15 protein-coding genes and 2 pseudogenes are annotated in these 21,681 nt (G+C 73.7%); 2 read left to right on the top strand and 15 right to left on the bottom strand.

Features of this window, described 5'->3' with window-relative positions; genetic code table 11:
- Both smc and ACXR2U_RS21980 read right to left on the bottom strand, forming a co-directional pair.
- On the bottom strand, positions 1-2,555 hold a 2,555-nt coding region (smc, locus tag ACXR2U_RS21985), incomplete at its 3' end, for a chromosome segregation protein SMC (RefSeq protein ID WP_458827232.1).
- A gap of 250 nt (positions 2,556-2,805) precedes the next feature.
- On the bottom strand, positions 2,806-3,006 hold the full coding sequence (locus ACXR2U_RS21980; RefSeq protein ID WP_458827231.1) for a hypothetical protein: 201 nt from the start codon (positions 3,004-3,006) through the stop codon (positions 2,806-2,808).
- 234 nt (positions 3,007-3,240) lie between these two features.
- Between ACXR2U_RS21980 and ACXR2U_RS21975 the strand changes: the two genes are divergently transcribed.
- On the top strand, positions 3,241-3,630 hold the full coding sequence (locus tag ACXR2U_RS21975) for a DUF7715 family protein (protein WP_458827230.1): 390 nt from the start codon (positions 3,241-3,243) through the stop codon (positions 3,628-3,630).
- Positions 3,631-3,662: 32 nt separating this feature from the next.
- On the opposite strand, the gene ACXR2U_RS21970 is transcribed toward ACXR2U_RS21975, so the two are convergent.
- The 3 genes from ACXR2U_RS21970 to ACXR2U_RS21960 all read right to left on the bottom strand — a co-directional run bounded on the left by ACXR2U_RS21970 (position 3,663) and on the right by ACXR2U_RS21960 (position 10,114).
- Entirely contained in the window at positions 3,663-5,612 is a 1,950-nt protein-coding gene (locus ACXR2U_RS21970; protein WP_458827229.1) for a S9 family peptidase, read from the bottom strand.
- A 174-nt stretch (positions 5,613-5,786) separates the two neighbouring features.
- A complete protein-coding gene (locus ACXR2U_RS21965; RefSeq protein ID WP_458827228.1) occupies positions 5,787-7,577 on the bottom strand; it encodes an N-acetylglutaminylglutamine amidotransferase in 1,791 nt (596 codons plus the stop codon).
- The gene (locus tag ACXR2U_RS21960; RefSeq protein ID WP_458827227.1) at positions 7,577-10,114 is read right to left on the bottom strand and encodes a glutamate--cysteine ligase; all 2,538 of its coding nucleotides are present in this window, start codon (positions 10,112-10,114) and stop codon (positions 7,577-7,579) included. The genes ACXR2U_RS21965 and ACXR2U_RS21960 overlap by 1 nt, the downstream gene beginning before the upstream one ends.
- A gap of 139 nt (positions 10,115-10,253) precedes the next feature.
- Between ACXR2U_RS21960 and ACXR2U_RS21955 the strand changes: the two genes are divergently transcribed.
- Complete coding sequence (locus ACXR2U_RS21955) at positions 10,254-10,976, top strand: Crp/Fnr family transcriptional regulator (protein ID WP_458827226.1); 723 nt, start codon at positions 10,254-10,256, stop codon at positions 10,974-10,976.
- A gap of 92 nt (positions 10,977-11,068) precedes the next feature.
- Here ACXR2U_RS21955 and ACXR2U_RS21950 read toward each other — a convergent pair whose 3' ends face one another.
- From ACXR2U_RS21950 to ACXR2U_RS21905, 10 genes and pseudogenes are all read right to left on the bottom strand, one after another.
- Positions 11,069-13,339 carry a M4 family metallopeptidase gene (locus ACXR2U_RS21950; RefSeq protein WP_458827225.1) on the bottom strand — a complete coding sequence of 757 codons (2,271 nt, stop codon included), beginning with the start codon at positions 13,337-13,339 and terminating at the stop codon, positions 11,069-11,071.
- Positions 13,340-13,553: 214 nt separating this feature from the next.
- Positions 13,554-14,423, bottom strand: coding sequence for a bifunctional DNA-formamidopyrimidine glycosylase/DNA-(apurinic or apyrimidinic site) lyase (gene mutM, locus ACXR2U_RS21945; RefSeq protein ID WP_458827224.1), 870 nt, complete (start codon positions 14,421-14,423; stop codon positions 13,554-13,556).
- Between the two features lie 7 nt (positions 14,424-14,430).
- Positions 14,431-15,249 (bottom strand): ribonuclease III, encoded by an 819-nt coding sequence (gene rnc / locus ACXR2U_RS21940; protein ID WP_458827223.1) that lies wholly within the window; start codon positions 15,247-15,249, stop codon positions 14,431-14,433.
- 16 nt (positions 15,250-15,265) lie between these two features.
- A complete protein-coding gene (gene rpmF, locus ACXR2U_RS21935) occupies positions 15,266-15,445 on the bottom strand; it encodes a 50S ribosomal protein L32 (RefSeq protein WP_458827222.1) in 180 nt (59 codons plus the stop codon).
- 3 nt (positions 15,446-15,448) lie between these two features.
- Positions 15,449-16,129 carry a YceD family protein gene (locus tag ACXR2U_RS21930; RefSeq protein WP_458827221.1) on the bottom strand — a complete coding sequence of 227 codons (681 nt, stop codon included), beginning with the start codon at positions 16,127-16,129 and terminating at the stop codon, positions 15,449-15,451.
- Between the two features lie 117 nt (positions 16,130-16,246).
- Positions 16,247-17,080 (bottom strand): hypothetical protein, encoded by an 834-nt coding sequence (locus ACXR2U_RS21925; protein WP_458827220.1) that lies wholly within the window; start codon positions 17,078-17,080, stop codon positions 16,247-16,249.
- 167 nt (positions 17,081-17,247) lie between these two features.
- Positions 17,248-17,727: pseudogene (gene coaD, locus ACXR2U_RS21920) on the bottom strand (pantetheine-phosphate adenylyltransferase); the annotation flags it as partial.
- Between the two features lie 20 nt (positions 17,728-17,747).
- A complete protein-coding gene (rsmD, locus tag ACXR2U_RS21915; protein WP_458827219.1) occupies positions 17,748-18,305 on the bottom strand; it encodes a 16S rRNA (guanine(966)-N(2))-methyltransferase RsmD in 558 nt (185 codons plus the stop codon).
- A gap of 35 nt (positions 18,306-18,340) precedes the next feature.
- On the bottom strand, positions 18,341-20,617 hold the full coding sequence (locus ACXR2U_RS21910; protein ID WP_458827218.1) for an ATP-dependent DNA helicase RecG: 2,277 nt from the start codon (positions 20,615-20,617) through the stop codon (positions 18,341-18,343).
- Positions 20,614-21,681: pseudogene (locus ACXR2U_RS21905) on the bottom strand (DAK2 domain-containing protein); the annotation flags it as partial. The pseudogene ACXR2U_RS21905 and the gene ACXR2U_RS21910, both read right to left, overlap by 4 nt.

Below are 21,681 nucleotides of genomic sequence, written 5' to 3'. Positions count from 1 at the left end.
CGGACCCCGGCAGCGACGGCCGCGGCCCTGACCCGCGCGACCCGCGCCTTCTCGCGCTGGGCGCGGGCGGTGCGTTCGGCCGCGGCCCGGCGACGCAGGGCGTCGGCCCGGCCCTGAACGGCGCGGCTGCGTTCCTCGGCGGTGCGGACGGCGAGCCGGGCCTCGATCTCGGTGCTGCGGGCGGTGTCGGCGGCCGCCGCCGCGGCGTCGCGTCCACCGCTGTCCGGTTCGACGTCGAGTGGCTGGTCGGCCGCGACGGCCAGGGCGTTGGCGAGCCGTTCCTCGAGGTCGGCGAGGCCCGCGACGTCGCGGTCGCGGGCGGCCTCGGCGGCGCGCGCGGCCTCCTCGAGCCGAGCGGCCTCGGCCGCGGCGGACCGCGCCCGTTCGCCGAGTTCGGCGAGCTGTCCCTGCACCGCGGCCAGCGCGGCGTCGGACTCGTGCAACGCGGCCAGCGCCGTCTCGACCTCGGCCTGACGGTCCGCGCGTTCGCCCCGCGCCGCGTCGGCCTCGACCCGCAACCGCTCGACCCGCGACGAGGCGTCGGCGGCTTTGGCCTGCGCCTCGTCGGCCGCGGCCTGGATCTCCAGGGTGCTGGGCGCCGAGGAGGAGCCGCCGCTGACCCGCCAGCGTTCGACGACGTCGCCGCCGCGGGTCACGGCCTTGAGTCCGGGGTGGTCGGCGAGCACGGCCGCGGCCGCGGCGAGGTCGTCGACGCAGACGATGCCCGCGAGGGCGTGGGTCAGCGCGGCCCGCACGGACGCGGCAGGGGTCACGACGTCGAGCGCCCAGCGGGCCCCCTCGGGCGCCGGGCCGGTCTCGCCGGTCACCGCCTGGTCGTCGCCGCCGACGACCAGGGCAGCGCGCCCGGCGTCGTGCTCGCGCAGGTGCTCGACCGCGCGCACCGCGTCGGCGCCGGACCCCACGGCCACGGCGTCGGCGAGGGGGCCGAGCGCTCCGGCGACCGCCGCCTCGAAGCCTGGTTCGACGGCGAGCAGGGTCGGCACGGACCCGAGGACGCCGCCGAGCTCGTCCGCCGCGGCGAGCAGCGTGCCGCCACCGTCCTTGCGGGTGAGACCCAGGGCCAGGGCCTCGGCGCGCGCGGACCACGTCGAGAGGTCCTTCTCGGCGGCGGACAGGTCGACGGCGAGGAGGTCGACCCGCTCCCTGGCCGCCTCGTACGCGGCTTCGGCGGCCTCGTGCCGTTCGTCGAGCCCGACCTCGCCGACGTCGAGGTCGCCCGCCTCGGCCTGGACCCGCTCCGCCTCCGACTCGACGGCCGACGCGCGTTGCCGGGCCGCCTCGGCGCCGTCGGTGAGCCGGGTGATCTCGTCGTTCGCGGCGGTGGCCCGGGTGCGCAGGGACTGGACCTGCCCGGTGAGTTTGGCCAGGCCCTCGCGGCGGTCGGCCACCGCGCGCGCCGCGGCCCGCAGCGCCGCCTCGGACTCCGACAGGGCGGTGTCGGCGTCGGTGCGGGTGGCGACGGCGGTACCGAGGGCCTCGCGCAGCGCCGCGAGTTCCGCGGCGAGTTCGGCCTCGCGCGCCGCGACGGCGTCGGCCTCGGCCTCCAGCGCCTCGGGGTCGGGGCCGGACGTGCCCTGGTCGGGTTCAGCGGCCAGGTGGCGGGCGCGCTCGGCGGCGAGGCTGGCGGTGCCCCGGACCCGTTCGGCGAGGTGCGAGAGCGTGAGCCAGACCTGTTGGGCGTGGGCGAGCTGTGGGGCGCTGGTCGCGAGTTCCGCGTCGAGCTCGGCCACCCGCGCGTCGGTGGCCGTCACATCGCGGTCGGCCGCGGCGCGACGCTCACGCGCGACGTTCTCGTCGGCGCTGTCGCGGTCGACCTCGGCGGCGAGGCCGGCGAGGTCGTCGGCCATCAGCCGCAGCCGGGCGTCGCGCAGGTCCGACTGGACGCCGGCGGCGCGGCGGGCGGCCTCGGCCTGCCGGCCGAGCGGCCCGAGTTGCCGACGCAGTTCGGCGGTGAGGTCGGTGACGCGGGTCAGGTTCGCCTGCATCGCGTCGAGCTTGCGGAGGGCCTTCTCCTTGCGCTTGCGGTGTTTGAGGACGCCCGCGGCCTCCTCGATGAACCCGCGGCGGTCCTCCGGCCGGGCCTGCAGCACCGAGTCGAGCCGACCCTGCCCGACGATGACGTGCATCTCGCGGCCGATGCCGGAGTCGGACAGCAGTTCCTGGATGTCGAGCAGCCGCGCGGCGTTGCCGTTGATCTCGTACTCGCTCGCACCGTCACGGAACATCCGGCGGGTGATCGAGACCTCGGAGTACTCGATCGGCAGCGCGCCGTCGTCGTTGTTGATGGTGAGCGTGACCTCGGCGCGGCCGAGCGGGGGACGCCCCGCGGTGCCCGCGAAGATGACGTCCTCCATCTTGCCGCCGCGCAGCGCCTTCGCGCCCTGCTCGCCGAGGACCCAGGCGATGGCGTCGACGACGTTGCTCTTGCCCGACCCGTTCGGACCGACGACGGCGGTGATGCCGGGCTCGAAGCGCAGCGTCGTGGCCGAGGCGAAGGACTTGAAGCCCTTCACGGTCAGGGTCTGCAGGTGCACGGTGCTCCAGCGGTCGGACGGTCGGGTGGTTCCGGTGTGGGCGCCACTCTAGGAGGCGGCGCCGACAGTTCCGGCGAGCTGGACGCCCACCCGGCGGTGACGTCTGACCGTCACGTGGAGCATGAGACAGACGGTCCCGACGCGGTACCGGAGCACGCAGAACAGCCCCGGCCACGCGGCCGGGGCTGACGCCGGAACGGTGCCGACGGGTGGTGCGAAGTGGGTGCGGAGTGGGTGCGCGAGCAGTGGGTCAGACCGGTTCGGCCTGGTGCTCCTGCGTCATCGCGTGCAACTCGGCGTGCAGCTCGACCGAGTCGACGTCGGTCAGGTGGGACCGCAACTCGGCGACCTGGGCCTCCAGGTCGGCGACGCGCCGGCGCAACCTGGCGATCTCCGCCAGGAGCAGCGGGTCGGCAGCGGTGGGGAGGTGTCCCAAGAGGGCCCGGGCCATGTTCGTGACCTTCCGTGGCGCGTGTTCAGGTGGGACCGCAGGCCGATCGACCCGTGTCCGCGAGGGACCCCGGCGGCAGCCGGAATCCGGTGTTTCGGATGTGTCACACGATGGTCGCACCCCCGGCCGTCGGGGTCAAACACCCGCGGCTGTGACGTGGCGGAGCGAGCCGTGTGACCGTCCGGGGTGGAGCGGAACGGAAACTGTCGGAGGTCGGGTCCACGCTCCCGCCCCATGAGGATGCTGACGGCGACGAGCCAGGGCCAGGGCGACCACGAGGGCGACTACTGCTTCACGGTGGAGGGTGAGCTGGTCGGCGTCGCGCCGCCGTGCGCCACCGACGCACGCGATCCCGACGGCGGTTGCGGCTGCGGCCGTGGCTTCTTCGGCATGAGCTCGCACCGGGCCACGACCACCGCGACGATCCGCGACCTCGACCTGACACGCGCCGAGTTCACCGAGGCGCTCGCGGGCTACTACGACGCCGCGGGCTACGGGCGCTTCACCACCGCGGAGCTCGCGGGTGAGGTGAGCGACCTGCTCGAGGTCGCCGCCGCCTGGCCCGCGGGAACGGTGCTCGAGCGCCGGCTCGATCTGATCCGGGTCCGGAGCGTGGTGAGGTGACCCTGTGCGGGCCGCCCAGCCGCCTCGGTGCGCTACGGCTGATCCGCAGGTTCCGCGGGGGCGCTGCGGAGCACGCGCTGACAGAACCGCAGCCACGCCTCGACGGCGGCCAGCCGGGCCGGGCGGGCACGGAACTCGTGACCCTCTCCCTCGAGTGTCACGAGTTCGACGTCCTTGCCGGCAGCGAGCGCCGCGTCGAGGAACTGCGTGGACTCGGTGTAGGGCACGTTGGTGTCGAGGTCGCCGTGCACCAGCAGCAGCGGCGCGCCGAGCGCGGCGACGTCCTTGAGCGGCGAGAGGTCCTCCAGCAGCCCGCGGTGCAGGACGGGGTCGCCGTACTTGCTGACCGCCGCGGCCGCGATCCACGGCTCGGTGGTGGCGTAGAAGGTCAGCAGGTCGCTCATGCCGCACTCGGCCACGCCTCCGGCGAACAGGTCGGGGAACCGGGTCATGGCGGCGAGCGTGAGGTAGCCGCCGTAGGACCGGCCACCGATGAGCAGCGACGACGGCGCGGCCACGCCGATCCGGATCAACTCCTCGGCCGCCGCGACCACGTCGGAGATCGCGGCGTACCGCCCGCCCCGGTCGTCGGCGTGTCCGAACGTCCGGCCGGACCCGCTCGATCCCCGCACGTTCGGGGTGAACACGGTGATGCCCGCTGCCACCAGCGTCTGGAACAGCGGCGAGAACGTCGGCCGTTCCTCGGCCTCGGGCCCACCGTGCAGGTAGACCAGGGCCGGCCCGGTGGTCGCGCGGCCGTGCGGTTCGTAGAGCCATCCCGCGAGCGGCAGACCGTCGACCGCGTCGAAGTACACCGGTCGCGGGTTCACCGTCGGCGCGCCGTACCCGACCGGCGTGCTGGCGCCCGCGGGCTCGACCCGGAACAGCGACCGGGCCGCGGTGGTGACGGCGTCGACCAACCAGGTACGTGGCGCCCGGTCGGCGCGTTCGGCCGTCACCGCGAGCACCGGCGCGTCGTCGGCGAAGGCCACCGAGGTGACCACCGTGCCGTCGAAGCTGTCGACCCGGCGGGTCTGGTAGGTCAGCAGGTCCATGATCTCCAGCTGCGACCACCCGCCGACGTTCCACACCAACGCGACCCGCAGACCCTCGGTGTCGACGGCGAACAGTTCGAGGTCGGAGTCCGGACGCGAGGCGATCACCCCGCCCTCGCCGCGCTCACCGTCGCGCGAGAGCGGGACGGCGAGCAGCGCCGGGTGCTGGCGTCCGACGTCGCTGCGCACGTAGGCGACGATGCCGTCGCCCGCGGGGTGGGGACGCAGCACCCCGGTGTCGGTCGAACCGCCGCCCGCCGCGGCGCCGCTCCACTGCGGGTGGGAGGTCACGGGGAAGGCGTCGGCGAAACCGCGCCCGAACGGCTGGACCGCGTGGTCACGGTCCTGGTCGCGGTCGACCACCACGCACCACCGCTGCCCGCGCGGGCCGTCACGCACGAGCAGGAAGCGCTCGTCGTCGGAGACGTCGAGCACGACCGCGAGGTCACCCTCGGCCACGTGCGCCACGGCCCCGGTGAGCGGGTCGACCGCGATCGTCGGCTGGTCCTCGTCCGGGCCGGGCGCGGCCAGGGTGACCAGCAGCTGTCCGGTCGACCGGCTCCACGGGCCCAGGACGGCGTTGCCGCACACCGCGGCGTCGGCGACCAGGCGGGCGTCGGTGCCGTCGGGACGCACCACCCACACACTCGTCGGCACACCGCCGCCGGCGGCGACCGCCACCGCGAGCCAGTCCCCCGAGGGCGACCAGTGCACGGTCGTGACCGGGTCCTCCCCCGGCAGGACGACCCGGCGCGGAGGGTCGGTCCGCAACGGGTCGGTGACCGCCACCCACACCTGGGGGTGACCGCTGCGGTCGGAGACGTACGCGACCTGCTCCCCCCGCGGCGAGGGCGACGCCTCGCGGTTGGACGGCAGGTCGACCAGTTGGGCGGCGAGCGCGTCGACGAGCTCAGGGGGAGCGTGCACCGACGTCTGGCCGTCCCTCACTGGTCCGTGCTCGGCTGCGACGCGCAGAGGCTCGGCGACTGCGGCGTCGTCGTCATCGCGGATCCGACGACGGCATCCGACACGTCCTCCGCCTCGCACCGAGCCCACCTGGACCCCGCTCGCGACGAGCGGGACCGGCGAGGCACGACCAACTCACACTCCCATCGCCTGCAGCCACATCTCCAGCAGCGCCAACTGCCACAACGCGTTCGAGTCCAGGGCGGTACGGGTCGCGTTCGGGTCGGCCAGCATCCGCTCCACCGTGGCGGGACGGTACAGGTCACGGGCGACCGCCCGCGGGTCGGTGAGGGCCTCGCGCACGCGCTCCAGGTACGGGCCGTCGAGCTGTCGGATCGCGGGTACCGGGAAGTGACCCTTGCGCCGGTCGATGACGGCGTCCGGCACGACCCCCCGCGCCGCGAGCTTGAGCAGCTTCTTGCCGCCGTCGCCCAGTTTCAACTCCGGCGGGACCGAGGCCGCGAGCTCGACGAAGTCGTGGTCCAGGAACGGCACCCGTGCCTCGAGTCCCCACGCCATGGTCATGTTGTCGACCCGCTTGACCGGGTCGTCCACGAGCATGACCTCGGTGTCGATGCGCAACGCGGCGTCGACGGCCGTGGCCGCGCCCGCCGCGCCCCACCCGTCGAACCGGTCGCGCACGTACGCCCGCGAGACGTCGCCACCCGGCTGCCACTGGGGCTGCAACAACTGCAGGACGCCTTCGTGCGGACGGTCGAAGAACACCTTGCGGTAGGCGTCGAGCACCTCGTCGCGCGGGACGCCGGCGAGCGGCGGGTACCAGCTGTAACCTCCGAGGACCTCGTCGGCGCCCTGGCCGGACTGCACGACGGTGATGTGCTTCGAGACGTCCTCGGAGAGCAGGTAGAACGCCACGCAGTCGTGGCTGACCATCGGTTCGCTCATCGCGGCGACGCAGCCGTCGAGTGCGGGCACCAACCGGTCGTCGTCGATGCGGATGCGCTCGTGGTGCGTGCCGAACTCGCGGGCCACGATGTCGGAGTACTCGAACTCGTCGCCGCTCTCGCCGCCGGCTTCCTCGAACCCGATGCTGAACGTGGCGAGGTCGGTCTGGCCGGCCTCGGCCAGCAGGGCCACGACGATGGACGAGTCGATGCCACCCGAGAGCAGCACGCCGACCGGCACGTCGGCGACCATCCGCCGCCGTACGGCGGTGCGCAGGGAGTCCAGGAACGCCTCCCGCCAGGTCTCGACGTCCCAGTTCGCACGCTCCTGCGACCGCGCGAACGGCGCGTCCCAGTAGCGGGTCGACCGGCTGGTGCCGTCGGCCTCGATCACCCGGATCGTTGCAGGGGGCAACTTCGTGACCCCGCGCAGGATCGTGCGGGGCGGCGGCACGATCGAGTGGAACGACAGGTAGTGGTGCAACGCGGTGACGTCGATCGAGGTGTCGACCCCACCCGCGCGCAGCAACGCCGGCAACGTCGAGGAGAACCGCAGGAAGCCGTCACCCTCCACGAGGTACATCGGCTTGACGCCGAGCCGGTCGCGGGCGAGGACCACGCGGCCGGAGTCGCGCTCGTGGATCGCGAACGCGAACATCCCCTTGAAGCGGTCGACGCACCCGGTCCCCCACGCGTGGTACGCCTTGAGGATGACCTCGGTGTCCGAGGTCGAGAAGAACCGGTAACCCTTGTCGCGCAGGGTCTCCCGCAGCTCGGGGTAGTTGTAGATGCAGCCGTTGAACACGACCGTCAGGCCGAGTTCGACGTCGTACATCGGCTGCGCCCCGGTGGCCTGCAGATCGATGATCGACAGCCGGCGGTGCGCGAAGGCCACCCGCCCGGTGGCCACCGTGCCGGTGCCGTCCGGTCCACGGTCGGCGTGACACGTGTTCATGCGGTCCACCGCCGCGACGTCCGCGAACGTGCCGTCGAAGCGGATCTCTCCGCAGATGCCGCACATCAGGGCGCCCCGCCGAGCAGGGTGGCGGGCTGCACGATCCAGGTGTCCTTCGCGCCGCCGCCGCGCGAGGAGTTGACGACCATGCTGCCCGCGGGCGCGGTACGGGTCAGGCCGGTGTCGGCGACGACCACGTCGTCGGGTCCGGTGCCGTGCACGAACGCGAACACCCGCAGGTCGACGTGACGCGGCTCGAGCTTGTCGCCAGTGAACGTCGGGTGGGTGGACAGCGAGACCAGTTCCTGACCGATCCAGCGCCCGGGGTCGGCGAGGATCTCCTCGCGGCGCCGGGCCAACTCCCGGGGGCCGGCCTGCGGCCCGATGAGCACGCCCTTGCCACCGTGACCGTCGACGGGCTTGGTGACCAGGTCGTCGAGGCGGCCGAGCACCTGCGTGCGCACCTCTTCGTCGACACAGTGGTAGGTCGGCACCGAACGCACGGTCGGTTCCTCACCGAGGTAGAACCGGATGAGGTCCGGGACGTACGCGTAGACCGCCTTGTCGTCGGCCACGCCGGCACCGGGTGTGCCGACCAGGGCGACGTTCCCCGCCGCCGCGACCTCGAGCACCGCGGCGGGCGGGAGCGCACCGTCGATGCGCAGGTACAGCACGTCGACCGCCTCGTCCTCGACGACCACCCGGCCGTGCACCACCCGTAGGTCCGCGGGCGCGACCACCGGCCACCCGCTCCGGCGGGCGATCAACGCGTGCTCCCACCAGGCCGAGTCGGACGGGCCGGGCGAGACCAGCGCGATCCGCGGCGCGGGTCCAGCGCCCAACGCCAGGCCGGCGGCCGCGAGCGCCGCGCCCAGGCTGTCGACGGCCCGCAGGGGGTCGGCGAGCCGGGCCGGTCGCGGCAGGTCGGGCACGGCGAAGTCGAGCAGGTCGCGGACACCCGCGGCGTACGCCAGTCCGGACGGCACCCGGACGTTGTCCTCGAGAACGCTCCACTGGCCGCGTTCGTCGCGCACCACGTCGAACCCCATGACGGGCGCGCGGATCGCCGTCGCCGGCAGGCGGTACCCCTCCGGCGCCAGGCCGGGAGCGTTCGCCACGACCTCGGCCGGCACGACCCCCGCCGCGAGCGCTTCACCGCGGCCGTAGACGTCGCGCAGGAACATCTCGAGCGCCCGACCGCGCTGGGCGAGTCCCGACCGGAGCACCGCCCACTGGTCGGACTCCACGATGCGGGGCACGAGGTCGACGTCGTAGCGGGTCGACCGGCCGTCGACACCGAAGTCCAGGCCGGCCTGCCCCGCCCGGGTGTCGCGGACCGCCGCCCGTTCCCGCAGCCAGGCCGGGCCGTTGTCGTCGAGCACCTGCAGCACCGGTTGGTAGAGGTAGCGGGCCGTGCCGTCCGGGCCGAGGGCTTCGTCGCCGGCGGGCGAGGGGTACCCCGCGAGCAACCCCTGCCGCTGACCGGCGACATGACCGCGGGAGGCGAGCGCGATGCCCTGCGTCTCGGCCACGACGAGGTCGACGACGTCGGAGAGCCGGCCGCGCCGTTCCCCCTCGATCCGCTGCCGGTGGGCCGAGGTGCCGCGCGCGAGGGCCGAGGCGGAGAGCCCGACGATCGTCTCCCAGTCCCCCGTCGCCTCGAGTTGCGGACGCACGAGCCGTTGCAGTTCCTGCAGGACGTCGGCGGCCGGGCGGGCGCGGGCGTGGTCGAGCGGGTCGAGCAGGACGCCTTCCATCCCGTCGCGGGCGGCGCGCCACATCGCTGCACGGTGCAACGGTCCTTCGCCGATCGCGCTCGGCTCCTCGTGGTCGGCGGCCCAGCCGACCAGGCCGCGGAACAACCCGGCGATGAGCACGGCGTCGTCGACCAGCGGGCAGGCGTCGCACACCCGCAGTTCGACGGTCGGCAGGTGGGCCGAGGGTCGGACGTCGAAGTAGGCCATCTTGGGGTCGGAGATGACGCCGGACGCCACGAGGGTGTCGAGCATGGCGTCGTAGTCGGCGCCGGTGCTGACGTTGCCGACGTCGCCCGCCGTGGGCCACCGGCTCCACACCAGCGACCGCGCGCTGGCGTACCCCGAGTCGCGGCCCTGCCAGTACGGGGAACTCACCGAGAGCGCGAGCAGGACGGGCAGCCACGGCTGCACGCGGTGGACCACCTGCAGCGCGACGTCGCGCGAGGCCACGTCGACGTGCACCTGCGTCCCGCAGATCAGCTGCTCGTCGACGAGCATCTGGTAGTCGTGCCGCATCTTCTCGAAGCGTTCGGTGGAGGTGATCTCCGGTCCGCCGGGCGCGGGCAACGGCACCGTCCCGACCGCGGCGACGCCGAGTTCGACCTCGCCGGCCGCGGCGACCAGGCGTCGGCGCAGCGCCACGAGGTTCTCGCGCAGTTCGGACAGCGACGTGTGCACGCCGGTGTTGATCTCCACGGTCGAGGCGTGCAGTTCCGCGGCGTACGAGGCGACCGGCAGCGCGGTCAGGACGTCGGGGGCTCGCGTCGCGAGGGCGCCCGAGCGCAGGTCGATGAGATGGAGTTCCTCTTCGAGGCCGAGCGCGGCCACCTCGCCTGACGCCGCCACCCGTCTCAATCTAGGGGTCGGGCGATGTCCGCGGGGTCAACGGGATGTTTCGCGCCGCACCACACCAGTTCCGCACACCCGCTTCCGCGCCGGTGGTCCGCGTGGTCTCATGCATCACCCCGGAGCGAGGAGAACTGAGGTGGCGGTGCTCGACGCCGCGGTCGTCGCGCGCTGCGACTGGCTGCGGGGGGTGCCGTCCCCGCTCGTCGGGGATTTGGTCGCGGCGTCGCAGTGGCGGTGTCTCGGAACCGGCGAGGTCCTCGCGGCCAGCGGCGACGCACCCGACCAGGTCTTCGTCGCGGTGTCGGGACGGATCGGTGCCTGGCGCGGGATCGACGGCCGGCCGCCGGAGCCCGGCGGGCACGGGGTCTGGTACTGGATCAGCGGCGAGCCGCCGGTGACCGCGGGCCTGGAGAACCTCGTGGCCGACAGTCGGTGGTTCGCGTCCCTGTGCGTGCAGGCACCCGACACCGACGTCCTGGTCGTCCCCGCCGCGGCGGTCCACGCCCTGCTGGCCGCGCACCCGCCCGCCGGGGTCGCCGTCGCCGCGCACATCGCCCGGCGGCTGCAGGCGTTCACCGAGCAGGTCGCGGACCTCGCCCTGCTCGACGTCGCCCGCCGGGTCGCGAAGTACCTGCTCGAACACCGCGACGGACCGCGGGTGCTGCTCCCCGACCGGCAGGCGGACCTCGCCGACCGGCTGGCCGCGAGCCGCCAACGCGTCAACGCCGCTCTGGCCCTGTTCGACCGTCGCGGCTGGATCCGCTCCGAGGGCCGGGGTCGCTGGCTCGTCGTCGACGCCGCTGCCCTCGACCGGTACGCCGGCGCGTCGCACGCCGAGAACCGCGAACGCCACCGCTGAGCACCCCCCTGGAAGTTGATCAAGACGTTTCCGTCGCTGGAGCGGGTGCCACAGCGACAGAAACGTCTTGATCGACAGGTGCGGTGCTCAGGTCAGCTGACGGTCACCGCCACGTCGTCCACGAGGAACGACGTCTGCAGGCTGTTGTCCTCGACCCCGGTGAACGACAGCGTCTGCGCGCCGGAGGCGGGCGACACCGAGAACGACGCCTGGGCGTAGGCGCTGTTCTTGTTCAGGTTCGAGTACGTCGCGAGCGTGGCGCCGCCGTACTTGACGCTCAACGTGTCGTAGGCCGTCGAGGCGGTGGTCTCCGACGTGATGATCCGGTACCAGTACGTCACCGTGACCGCGCACCCGGCGGGGATGGTCACCGACTGCGTGGCCGTGTCGGTGGTCGAGGACCCGTAGCCGTCGAGGTAGGCGAGCTTGGTGCCGGTGTGCGACGGCCGGGAGGACGTCGACGAGGAGATCACGCCGGACGACGTCGTCCACCCGCCGCTGGTCTCGAAGCCCGGGTTGGTGAGCTTCTGTCCGGGCGAGGAGCAGGCGCCCCCGGTACCGGCCACCGTGATGAGGAAGGTCGTGCTCCCGCTCGCACCCGAGCCGTTGGTCGCCGTGGCGGTGACGGTGAACGTGCCCGCCGCGGTCGGGGTGCCCGAGACCGTGCCGGTGGACGACCCGATCGAGATGCCCGACGGCAGACCGGTGGCCGACCACGTGTAGCTGCCGGTCGGCGAGGCGGTCAGGGTGAAGGGCGAGATCGCCGTGCCGGTCGAGGCGGTCTTGTTGCCGGGGTTGGACACGCTGACGGTGCCCGAGCCGGTGCACGTCGGGTCGGCCGACTGCGCCGGGACCTTCACGGCGTCCCACGCGGCCTTGACCGTGTTGAACGCGGCGCAGCTGCCGCCACCGAGGTTCTTGGCCGCGGTGAGCGTGGCGGTGCGGTACTTGAGGTAGGTCATGCCGGAGGTCTTGGCCAGCATGGCGTTGTAGAACACGGTCAGCGCCTGCTGCACCCCGAGCCCGCCGGACACGGTCGCACCGTTGCACTGGGAGACCTTGGACCCGCCGGCCGCGGCCTGGCCACCCGCGACGAGGTAGAACCAGTGGTCGAACGGACCGGCCGCGGCGTGGGTCTCGGCGCCCGGGATGGAGCTGGAGTAGCAGACCGGGTCGCCGACGGTGCCCGGGTTCGCCATGTTGCGGATCGGGCCGCTGCCGACCAGGTTCACCTCCTCGCCGATGGTCCAGTCGGGCGCGTCGAAGCTGCTGCTCTGGTTGGAGAAGAACTCCAGCGACGTGCCGAAGATGTCGCCGGTCGCCTCCGAGACGCCGTTGCCGGACTGTCCGCCCGGGGTGTTGGAGTCGATGGCGTGGCCGAACTCGTGGCCGGTGACGTCCTGCGCAGAGATGTACTGGTTCGACGTGTTGTGGCCGATGCTGACGCCACTGCCGTCCCAGTAGGCGTTCTCGTCGTCGAGCCCGACGTAGATCGGGAACCCGCGGCCGGAACCGTTGATGCCGTTGCGGCCGAGCCAGGTGCCGAGCATCGACCACTCGTGCTGGACGTCGTAGAGCGCGTCGACGCAGCCGGTCTCGATCGAGGCCGGGTTGCCGTTGCCCCAGGCGTCGTCGGTGCCGGTGAGCACGGCCTTGGAGCTGAAGTTGCGGCACGAGAGGCCGGGACGGCTCGCGTCGGTCATCGAGTACGACGACCCCGAGCCGCTCGTGGTGATCGACACCGGGTTCGGGCCGTTGTAGGCGGCGGTGCCGGTGCCCTCGGAGACCTCGTCCCACGTGGTGCGGACCTTGCCGGTGGTGCCGTCGACCACGACGTGCAGCTTGCTCGGGACCGCGCCGTGGTAGCCGGTCACGACCGACTCGTAGGCCACGGCCGGGGTGGCCGTGGTCGCGTCGACGATCTCGGTCGTGCGGGCGACCGTGCCACCGGCGAGCTGGCGCTTCGCGACCGCGGCGGCCGCGGCGGGGGTGACGGTGGTGGCCGTGGCCAGCGAGAGCGCCCGCTGCTGACGACCGGTCGACGTGGACAGGACCTTGCCCTGCGCATCGGTCACGACGACGAAGTCACCGCCGAGCACCTCGAGCCCGCGGTAGGTGCGGTCGTAGGGCACGTACTGCAGGCCCTTCGCACCGCTCTGCGCGGCGTGCGCCACGTAGGCGTCACCCGCGCCGGGGTGGATGGCCGCGGGCCGCGCGGCGACCAGGGCCGCCGCTGCGGCGACCGCACGTTGCGGGGCCGACGGGGCCGCGGGAGCGGCGGCGGCCGACGGGACCAGGGCGGGAGCGACGAGCGCACCGAGGGTGAGGGACGACGCGGCGAGCAGCGTCACGGGACGTTTCATGGAGGGGGTCTGCCTTCCGGAGAGCACGGGGACTGTCGGATCGGCCACCGCCGGGCGTCCGGTCGGTGGGTGGGGGGGGTCGTGCACGGAGTGGAGGGATCATGTCGGTCCACGGCGCCCACGTCCACATCCCACGCACAGGTGTCGCGCATTGGACAGAACGGACGAGTCACCCTCTTCGAGGCAAGTGTCTCCGCGCCGCGGGGCGGGCGGGTCAGGCGCGGGGCGGACGCTGACAGCGCGGGCAGGTGAAACTGGACCGGTTGGCGAACGACGACCGCACGACGGCCGTGCCGCACCGCGGGCAGGGCTCGCCCTCGCGGCCGTAGACCGCGAGCTCGCGGGCGAAGTACCCGGACCGGCCGTCGGCGTCGACGTAGAGCGCGTCGAACGACGTCCCGCCCGCGGCGAGCGCTTCGCCCAGCACCTCACGGACCGCCGCGAGCAGCGCCCGCACGTGCGCGGCGGACAAGGTGTCGCTGCGGCGCCGACCCGACAGCTTCACTCGCCACAGCGACTCGTCGGCGTAGATGTTGCCGACGCCCGAGACCAGGTTCTGGTCCAGCAGCGCGGCCTTGACCTCGCGCCGCCCGGCGCGCAGGCGGCGCGAGAACGCGGCGTCGTCGAAGGCCGGGTCGAGCGGGTCGCGGGCGATGTGGGCGACGCTCGCCGGCACGGTGTCGCCGGGCAGGTCGGGGGTGGGCACCAGGTCGTCGGCGAGCATCCCGCCGAACGTGCGCTGGTCCACGAACCGCACCTCGGGGTCGCCGTCGGCGAAGCGCAGCCGGACGTGCAGGTGCTTGGGGTCGGGCGCCGCGGCGTCGTTCACCAGCAGCTGCCCGCTCATGCCGAGGTGGCCGACCAACGCGCTGTCGCCGGGCGAGAGCGGCAGCCAGAGGAACTTCCCGCGGCGGCGGACATCCGTGACCGTGCGCCCCAGCAGGCGCGCGGCGAAGTCGTCGGCACCGGCGAGGTGTCGTCGGACCGAACGGGGGTGGTGGACCTCGACCCCGGTGATGGTGCGGCCCGGCACGCGGTGCGCGAGGCCCGCGCGGACGGTCTCGACCTCGGGGAGTTCCGGCACCCGGGGGTCAGTCCGCGGCGGGCGTGGCCCGGCGCGCCTGCACCGCGCGCAGGGTGTCGAGCGCGAGGTGGGCCGCGGCCTGCTCGGCTTCCTTCTTGTTCAGACCCTCGGCCGCGCCGAACCGCTCGCCGTCGACGACCGCGTAGGCCGTGAACTGCTTGGCGTGGTCCGGGCCGGTGGAGGTGATGCGGTACTCGGGGACGCCGAGCGACAGCTGCGCCGTCATCTCCTGCAGCGAGGTCTTCCAGTCGATCCCGGCGATGCCCGCGGCGACGTCGGCGAGCAGGGGGTCGAACAGCCGGTGGACCAGGTCGATCGCGACGGGCGGGCCGAACACCAGGTGGACGGCGCCGATGACGGCTTCGAGGCAGTCGGCGAGGATGCTCGCCTTGTCGCGCCCGCCGGTCGTTTCCTCACCACGGCCGAGCAGCACGAAGCCACCGAGCCCGGACGCGCCGGGGCCGATGCCACGGGCCACGCCCGCGAGCGCCCGCATGTTCACCACCGAGGCCCGCAGCTTGGCGAGCCGACCCTCCGGCAGGTCCGGGTGCTCGCGGTACAGCGCCTCGGTGACGACCACGCCGAGCACGGAGTCGCCGAGGAACTCCAGGCGCTCGTTGTGGGGCAGCCCGCCGTGCTCGTAGGCGTACGAGCGGTGCGTCATCGACCGGGCGAGGTCGAAGCGCGCCGCCTCCGCCGGGACGACCGGCGGGACACCGGTGAGGCCGAGCGCGGCGAGCAGACCGTCGACGTCGGCCGGCACCGGCTCCGCGGGAACGTCCGCGGAGCCTGTCCCGGCCGAGGTCGACGTCGAGAGGTCGGTCATCGACGTCGGGCCGACGTCAGACCGAGAGGACCTGCCGGCCGTCGTACTGACCGCAGTTGCGGCACGCGGTGTGCGGCAGCTTCTGGTGACCGCAGGCGCGGTTCGGGCAGGTGACCAGCTGGACGGCACTGGTCTTCCACTGCGCACGGCGCGAACGGGTGTTGCTGCGGGACATCTTGCGCTTCGGGACAGCCACGGGTCACTCCTCTGGGTTGCTACTGGTGGTGCTGCTGGGGTCGGACGTCAGGGTGTCGCGGAGCGCGGCGAGGCGCGAGAACCGCGGGTCGAGCAGTTCGTGGTGGTGGTCGGCCGGCAGGTCCGCGAGCGGTTCGCCGCAGTCGACGCACAGCCCCTGGCAGTCGGGGCGGCACAGCGGGGTGAGCGGCAGCGCCAGGACGATCGCGTCGCGCAGGACGGGTTCGACGTCGACCGCGTCGTTGCCGTCGCGGGTCACGCCGACCCGGTAGACCTCGTCCTCGTCCGACGTCTGCTCGGTGAGGCTCGCGGGGTAGGCGAACAACTCGAGCACGTCGGTGCTCACGATCTGTTCGACCGGACCGAGGCAGCGACCGCACTCGCCGGTGGCGGTCGCGGTGACGGTGCCGGTCACGAGCACGCCCTCGGAGGCCGACTGCAGCATGAGGTCGGCGTCGACGTCGGTGCCGGGCTCGACCGCGATCATCTCCAGGCCGAGCCGCTCGGCGAGCGGGCCGCGTCGGTGGACCTGGAGCGCGTTGCCCGCGCGTCGGCCCAGTTCCCGCAGACCGATGACGAAGGTCGCGTCGAGGTCGAGACGCTCGGGCCCGGTGGTGCCGGCGGCACGGCCTTGACCCGTTCCGCGCGTGGCGGGACGGGGCGAGGCGTGCTGGTGAGCGGGCATGATCCGATCGATGCTGTCGACTGACGGGGCGGGTCGCGGGCGCGCTCGCTGGACGGGCGCGCGGCGACCGAAGGTCCAGAGTACCCGAGAGCCGTCCGACCGGCGCCGGGTGCGAGGTCAGACCGCCTCGCGCCGTCCGTCGTAGAAGCCCTCGTCGTCGTCGGCCGCGTCGAGCTCGCCCGGCGTCGGGCCGCCCGGGAGGTCGCCGGTCCGGTCGGCGGTCGGCTCGTCGGCCCGGTCCTCGGCCACGCTCTGCGCGGAGCGTTCCGCGAGCACCAACCGCCCGCGCTCGGCGGTGGTGAGTGCCCGCTGCAGCACGCCGGTGAGGTCGGACAGGGTGCGTTCGGCGTAGCTGTCGGCCTCGGCGCGCAGCCCGACCGCGTACCGCTCGGCCTCGGCCGCGGCCATCGCGGCGCGCCGCTCGCCGTCGGCCCGGACCCGACGTGCGTAGTCGTCGGCCTCGTGGCGCATGCGCAGCGACTCCTCCTGCGCGGCGTGGTGCACCGAGGTCGCGGCGACCAGCCGACCGTGTTCGGCCCGGCCCGCCTCGACCGCGCGGTGGGCCTCGGCACGGGCGGTGCGGATCGTCTCGTCCGCCTCGGCGGTGGCCGCGGCGAGCGTGGCGGCGGCTTGCGCGTCGGCGGCGCCGATCGTCGCCTCGGCGCGGTGCCCGGCGTCGGCGGTGAGGGCGTCGGCCCGCTCGGTGGCGCCGGCCACGAGGCTCGAGGCCTGGGCCCGGGCGGAGGAGATGACCTGGTCGCGCTGGGCGAGCAGGGCGCGGGCCTCGACCATCTCGGGCGGGAGCACCTCGCGCAGGTCGTCGAGCAGGTCGAGGACCTGCTCACGGGGCACGACGCACGACCCGGACATCGGCACGGTGCGCGCCGTCTCGACGATCTCGACCAACTCGGTCAGCAGCGCGTCGACGCGGCGCAGGGCGGTGTCGGTCACGGGAGGAGCTCCTCTGGGGGCGACACGGACGGCGGACCCCGCGAGTGTCGCGCGTCGGGCGCCCGAAGTGTCGGCGGCGCGCCCTACCCGACGTGCGGCGGCGCTCCCCCGTCGGCTGCTCCGTCGGCGGCTCCGTCGGCTCCCCCGTCGTGCGGGGCGGCGTCGGCGGCGTTCTCGGCGACCCGCTCGAGGATCCGCTTGTGCACCGTGGGCGGGACGAGCGCGCTGACGTCGCCGCCCCACTTCGCGACGTCCTTGACCAGGCTGGACGCGAGGAAGCTGTACTCGGGGTTGGTCGACATGAACAAGGTGTCGACGCCCGCGAGGCTCTTGTTCATCTGCGCCATCTGCAACTCGTAGTCGAAGTCGCTGACCGCGCGCAGGCCCTTGACGATCGCGGGGATCCCGTGGACCCGGCAGTACTCGGCGGTGAGTCCCTGGTGGGCGTCGACCTTGACGTTGCCGAGGTCCGTGGTCACCTCGCGCAGCATGTCCATGCGTTCCCCGACGGTGAACATCGAGGACTTGGTGGCGTTGATCGCGACCAGCACGGTGACCTTGTCGAACTGGCCCGCCGCCCGCGCGATGATGTCGAGGTGGCCGTTGGTCACCGGGTCGAAGGACCCGGGGCACAGGGCTTTCCGGATCAGCATGCGCCCGTCCCCGCTCATCGTCGGCGACCGTACCAAAGCACCGCCTCGCCGTAGCGCTTCTGCTTGAGACCCTCGACACCCACGGGCCACGTCGGTTCCGGGCTCCGCGCCGCGCGCTCGACCGCGAGCATCCCGCCGCTGACCAGCCAGCGGGCGTCGTCGAGGCCGGTGAGCAGCGTGGCGAGGCGGGCGTCCTCGTACGCGTACGGCGGGTCCATGAGCACGACGTCGTACGGCTCGTCGGCCCCCGCCGCCACCAGGTACGACTCGACCGTGCACCGCAGGACGCTGCCACCCGGGAGGTCGACGGTCTGGAGGTTGCGGCGCAGCGCGTCGGCGGCGACGCGGTCGTGCTCGACGAACGTCACCAGCGACGCGCCGCGGGAGAGCGCCTCAAGCCCGAGCGCACCGCTGCCGGCGAACAGGTCCAGGACCCGCGCGCCCTCGAGGTCGATGTCGGCGGCGAGGGTGTTGAACAACCCCTCCCGCGCCCGGTCCGACGTCGGGCGGGTGCCGCGCGGGGGGACGACGAGTCGACGACCTCGGGCGACGCCGCCGACGATGCGCAGCACGGACCCGCCCACCTCCGGACTCGGACTCGTGACGATCAGGACTTGGCGAGGAACTCCGCGCGCTCGAGCGCTTCGAGTGCCTCGACACGTCGCTTCAGCGCGGGATTCTCCCCCAGCTTCGGGTCCGCGTCGACCATCTGTCCCGCGATCTCCCGTGCGCGGGCGATCACCTTGCGGTCGTGACGCAGCGACAGCAGTCGGAGACTGCGTCTGCGGCCGGACTGGGCGGCCCCGAGGACGTCACCCTCACGTCGAGCTTCGAGGTCGGCCTCGGCGAGGACGAACCCGTCGTCGGACGCGGCCACGGCGTCGAGGCGGGTCCGGCCCGGGCTGCCGGTTTCGGCACGGGTGAGCAGCAGACAGACGCCGGCGTGGCCGCCGCGCCCGATGCGCCCCCGCAGCTGGTGCAACTGCGAGACGCCGAACCGGTCGGCGTCGACGATCACCATCACCGACGCGTTGGGCACGTCGACCCCGACCTCGATGACGGTCGTGGCGAGCAGGACGTCCAGGTCCCCCGCGGCGAACGCGGTCATCGTGCTGTCCTTCTCCTCGGGCGGCAGCTTGCCGTAGAGCGTCGCCGTGCGCAGACCGGCGAGTTCGTCGGCCGCGAGTTCCGCGCCGAGTTCGAGCACCGCGCCGGCCGGCCGGCGTTCCGGTGGGGTCGGGGCGAGGTCGTCGAGGTCGAGTTCGTCGTCCTCGACGTCGACGACGGGTTCGAGGTCGTCGTCCGGTTCGTCGCCGCCGACGCGGGGGAACACGACGAACGCCTGCCGTCCCGCCGCGACCTCCTCGCGCAACCGTGACCAGGTCCGGGCGAACCAGGCCTCGTTGGCGACGGGGACGACGGTGGTGGTGACCGGCGCGCGACCCGCCGGCCGCTCCCGCAACACGCTCACCTCGAGATCCCCGAACACCGTCATCGCGACCGTGCGCGGGATCGGCGTGGCGGTCATGACCAGCACGTGCGGCGGGTGGCCGCTGCGCTCGCGCAGGGCGTCGCGCTGCTCGACGCCGAAGCGGTGCTGCTCGTCGACGACGACCAGGCCGAGATCGGCGAACTGCACGCGTTCCTCGAGCAGGGCGTGGGTGCCGACGACGATGCCCGCCTCCCCGCTCGCCGCCTCGAGCAGCGCCGCCCGACGGGCCTTGGCACCGAGCGAGCCGGTCAGCAACGTCACCCGGGTGCCCTGGTCCGCGCCACCGAGCAGGCCGCGTTCGGCCATCGGGCCGAGCATCGCGGTGAGGCTGCGGGCGTGCTGCTGCGCCAGGACCTCGGTCGGGGCGAGCAGCACGGCCTGACCACCGGCGTCGACGACCTGCAGCATCGCCCGCAACGCGACCACGGTCTTGCCCGATCCGACCTCGCCCTGCAGCAACCGTTGCATCGGCCAACGATCGCCCAGTTCGCCCGCGATGACCTCGCCGATCTCACGCTGCCCCGCGGTGAGCTCGAACGGCAGGCGGGCGTCGAGGGCGTCGAGCAGACCGCCGGGGCGACGCGGGCGGGCGGTCGCGGGCTCGGCCCGCGCCGCGTGCCGGCGGCGGGCGAGGACGAGCTGGATGTCCAGGGCTTCGTCGAATGCGAGACGTTCGCGGCCACGGACCCAGTCGGACCGGGTGACCGGCTGGTGCAACCCGCGCCAGGCGTCGAGCAGCCCGACCAGCCCCTCCCCGCGCCGCAGTCGTTCGTCGAGCGGGTCGGTGACGCCTTCGCGTTCCACGACGGCCAGCGCGTCGCCCACGGCCGCGCCGATCGCCCAGCTCGGCAGGTTCTGCGCGGACGGGTAGATCGGCAGCAGCGGACGGGACAACTGGTGCGCCACCGAACTGCTCGCCGCGTTCGACAGGTCGACCGTGCCGTCGTCGTCGAGCTCGACGTCGTCGCCGAGCACCGCGTACTGCGGGAACGTCAGCTGCGGCTTGCCCTGGTAGAGCGAGACCTTGCCCGCGAACATCGCGTGCACGCCGACGCGCAACTGCTTGTCGACCCACGGGGCGCTGAACCACGTCAGCGACAACCGGGTGCGGCCGTCGGTGATGCGAACCTCGGTGATGAAGCCGCGTTTCTGCCGCATGCGACGGGTCGACACCGACTCGACCCGCGCGATGACCGTGACCTGTTCGCCCTGCTGGAGCGCGCCGAGGTCGCTGATCTCGCCGCGGTCCTGCAGCCGGCGCGGGAGGTGGTTCACCAGGTCGCCGACGGTCTCGATGCCGAACGCCTTGCGCAGGACGTCGAGCATGTTCTTGTACTTGCGAGGCGGCTTGACCACCTCGACCAGCGGCCGGTCCAGGACGTCGTCGCTCACTCGACGCCCACCAGCACCGGGGAGTCGAGGTGTGGACCGACGTCGCGGACCTCGACGTCGAGGTGGTCGCCGAGGGCGTGCACGTGGTCGGCGAGGTGCGCGGCGAGGCCGGCGGCGTCGGTGCGGTGCAACAGGGTGACCAGTTCGCCACCCGCGGCGAGCAGCCGGTCGAGCAGGCGCCGCGCGACCTCGGTGTCGTCGGCGCCGATGACCGCGATCTCGTCACCGAGCAGACCGAGGACGTCACCCGCGTGCGCCACCCCGACGATCGTGAGGGCGTCACCCGCTGCCACGCCGAGCGACGCGTGCCGACACCCCGCGGCGGCCTCGGCCATCGCGACGGTGTCGTCGACCCCGCGGCGGGACGGGTCGTGCACCGCCACCGCGGCGAGGGCCTGCACCAGCGCCCGCGCCGGCACGACCGTGACCCCCGCCGTCCGGTCGGCGTGCCGCATGGCGGCGGTGATGGCGGCCTCGCCGACGGCCACCACGACCAGCTCGCCGGCCGGGAACTCCTCGCCCGGGCCGAGCACGGTGACCTCGAGATCGCGGAAGAGACCTCGAGCGGGGTGCAGGTCGTCGCCCGCGGCGACGACGGCGACCCGCCGGCCGTCGGCCTGCCTCGCGGGACGGACGGTCTCCGCGAACCGGGTGACCCGCACCTGGGACATCGCCCCGCCGTGGGCGACCCCGGCGGCACCGGCCTCGACGGCCGCCCCGACGTCGTCGACGTGGACGTGCACCGCCCACGCGCCCGCACCGTCGTCGGCGAGGACCAGGGAGTCGCCGAGCGGGCGCAGCCGGTCGGCGAGCGCACCGATGACGTGCGGGGCGTCGGCGTCCGGCGGCAGCTCGAGCAGGTACTGCACCTCGTAGGCGGGGCCTCCGGCCGAGCCGGCGTGGACGAGCTCGGCCGGGACACCGCCGCCCGCCGTGACCGGCGCCAGCGGTACCCCCGACAGGACGTCCGCGAGCGCCTCGAGGACCAGCACCAGACCGTCGGCTCCGGCGTCGGCCGCGCCCGGCGAACCCGGGGCCGGGCGCTCGAGCGCGGCGCGGGCTGC

The organism is Jatrophihabitans sp. YIM 134969, from assembly GCF_054456675.1.
The sequence above is the reverse complement of the archived record's forward strand: the minus strand, read 5'-3'. Positions and strand labels throughout refer to the sequence as shown.

Excerpts from the sequence above, each read along its gene's own strand:
- ACXR2U_RS21980 (WP_458827231.1), bottom strand. The coding sequence starts at position 3,006 with ATGGCCCGGGCCCTCTTGGGACACCTCCCCACCGCTGCCGACCCGCTG.
- ACXR2U_RS21975 (WP_458827230.1), top strand. The coding sequence starts at position 3,241 with ATGAGGATGCTGACGGCGACGAGCCAGGGCCAGGGCGACCACGAGGGC.
- ACXR2U_RS21965 (WP_458827228.1), bottom strand. The coding sequence starts at position 7,577 with ATGTGCGGCATCTGCGGAGAGATCCGCTTCGACGGCACGTTCGCGGAC.
- ACXR2U_RS21950 (WP_458827225.1), bottom strand. The coding sequence starts at position 13,339 with ATGAAACGTCCCGTGACGCTGCTCGCCGCGTCGTCCCTCACCCTCGGT.
- rnc (WP_458827223.1), bottom strand. The coding sequence starts at position 15,249 with ATGACCGACCTCTCGACGTCGACCTCGGCCGGGACAGGCTCCGCGGAC.
- ACXR2U_RS21930 (WP_458827221.1), bottom strand. The coding sequence starts at position 16,129 with ATGCCCGCTCACCAGCACGCCTCGCCCCGTCCCGCCACGCGCGGAACG.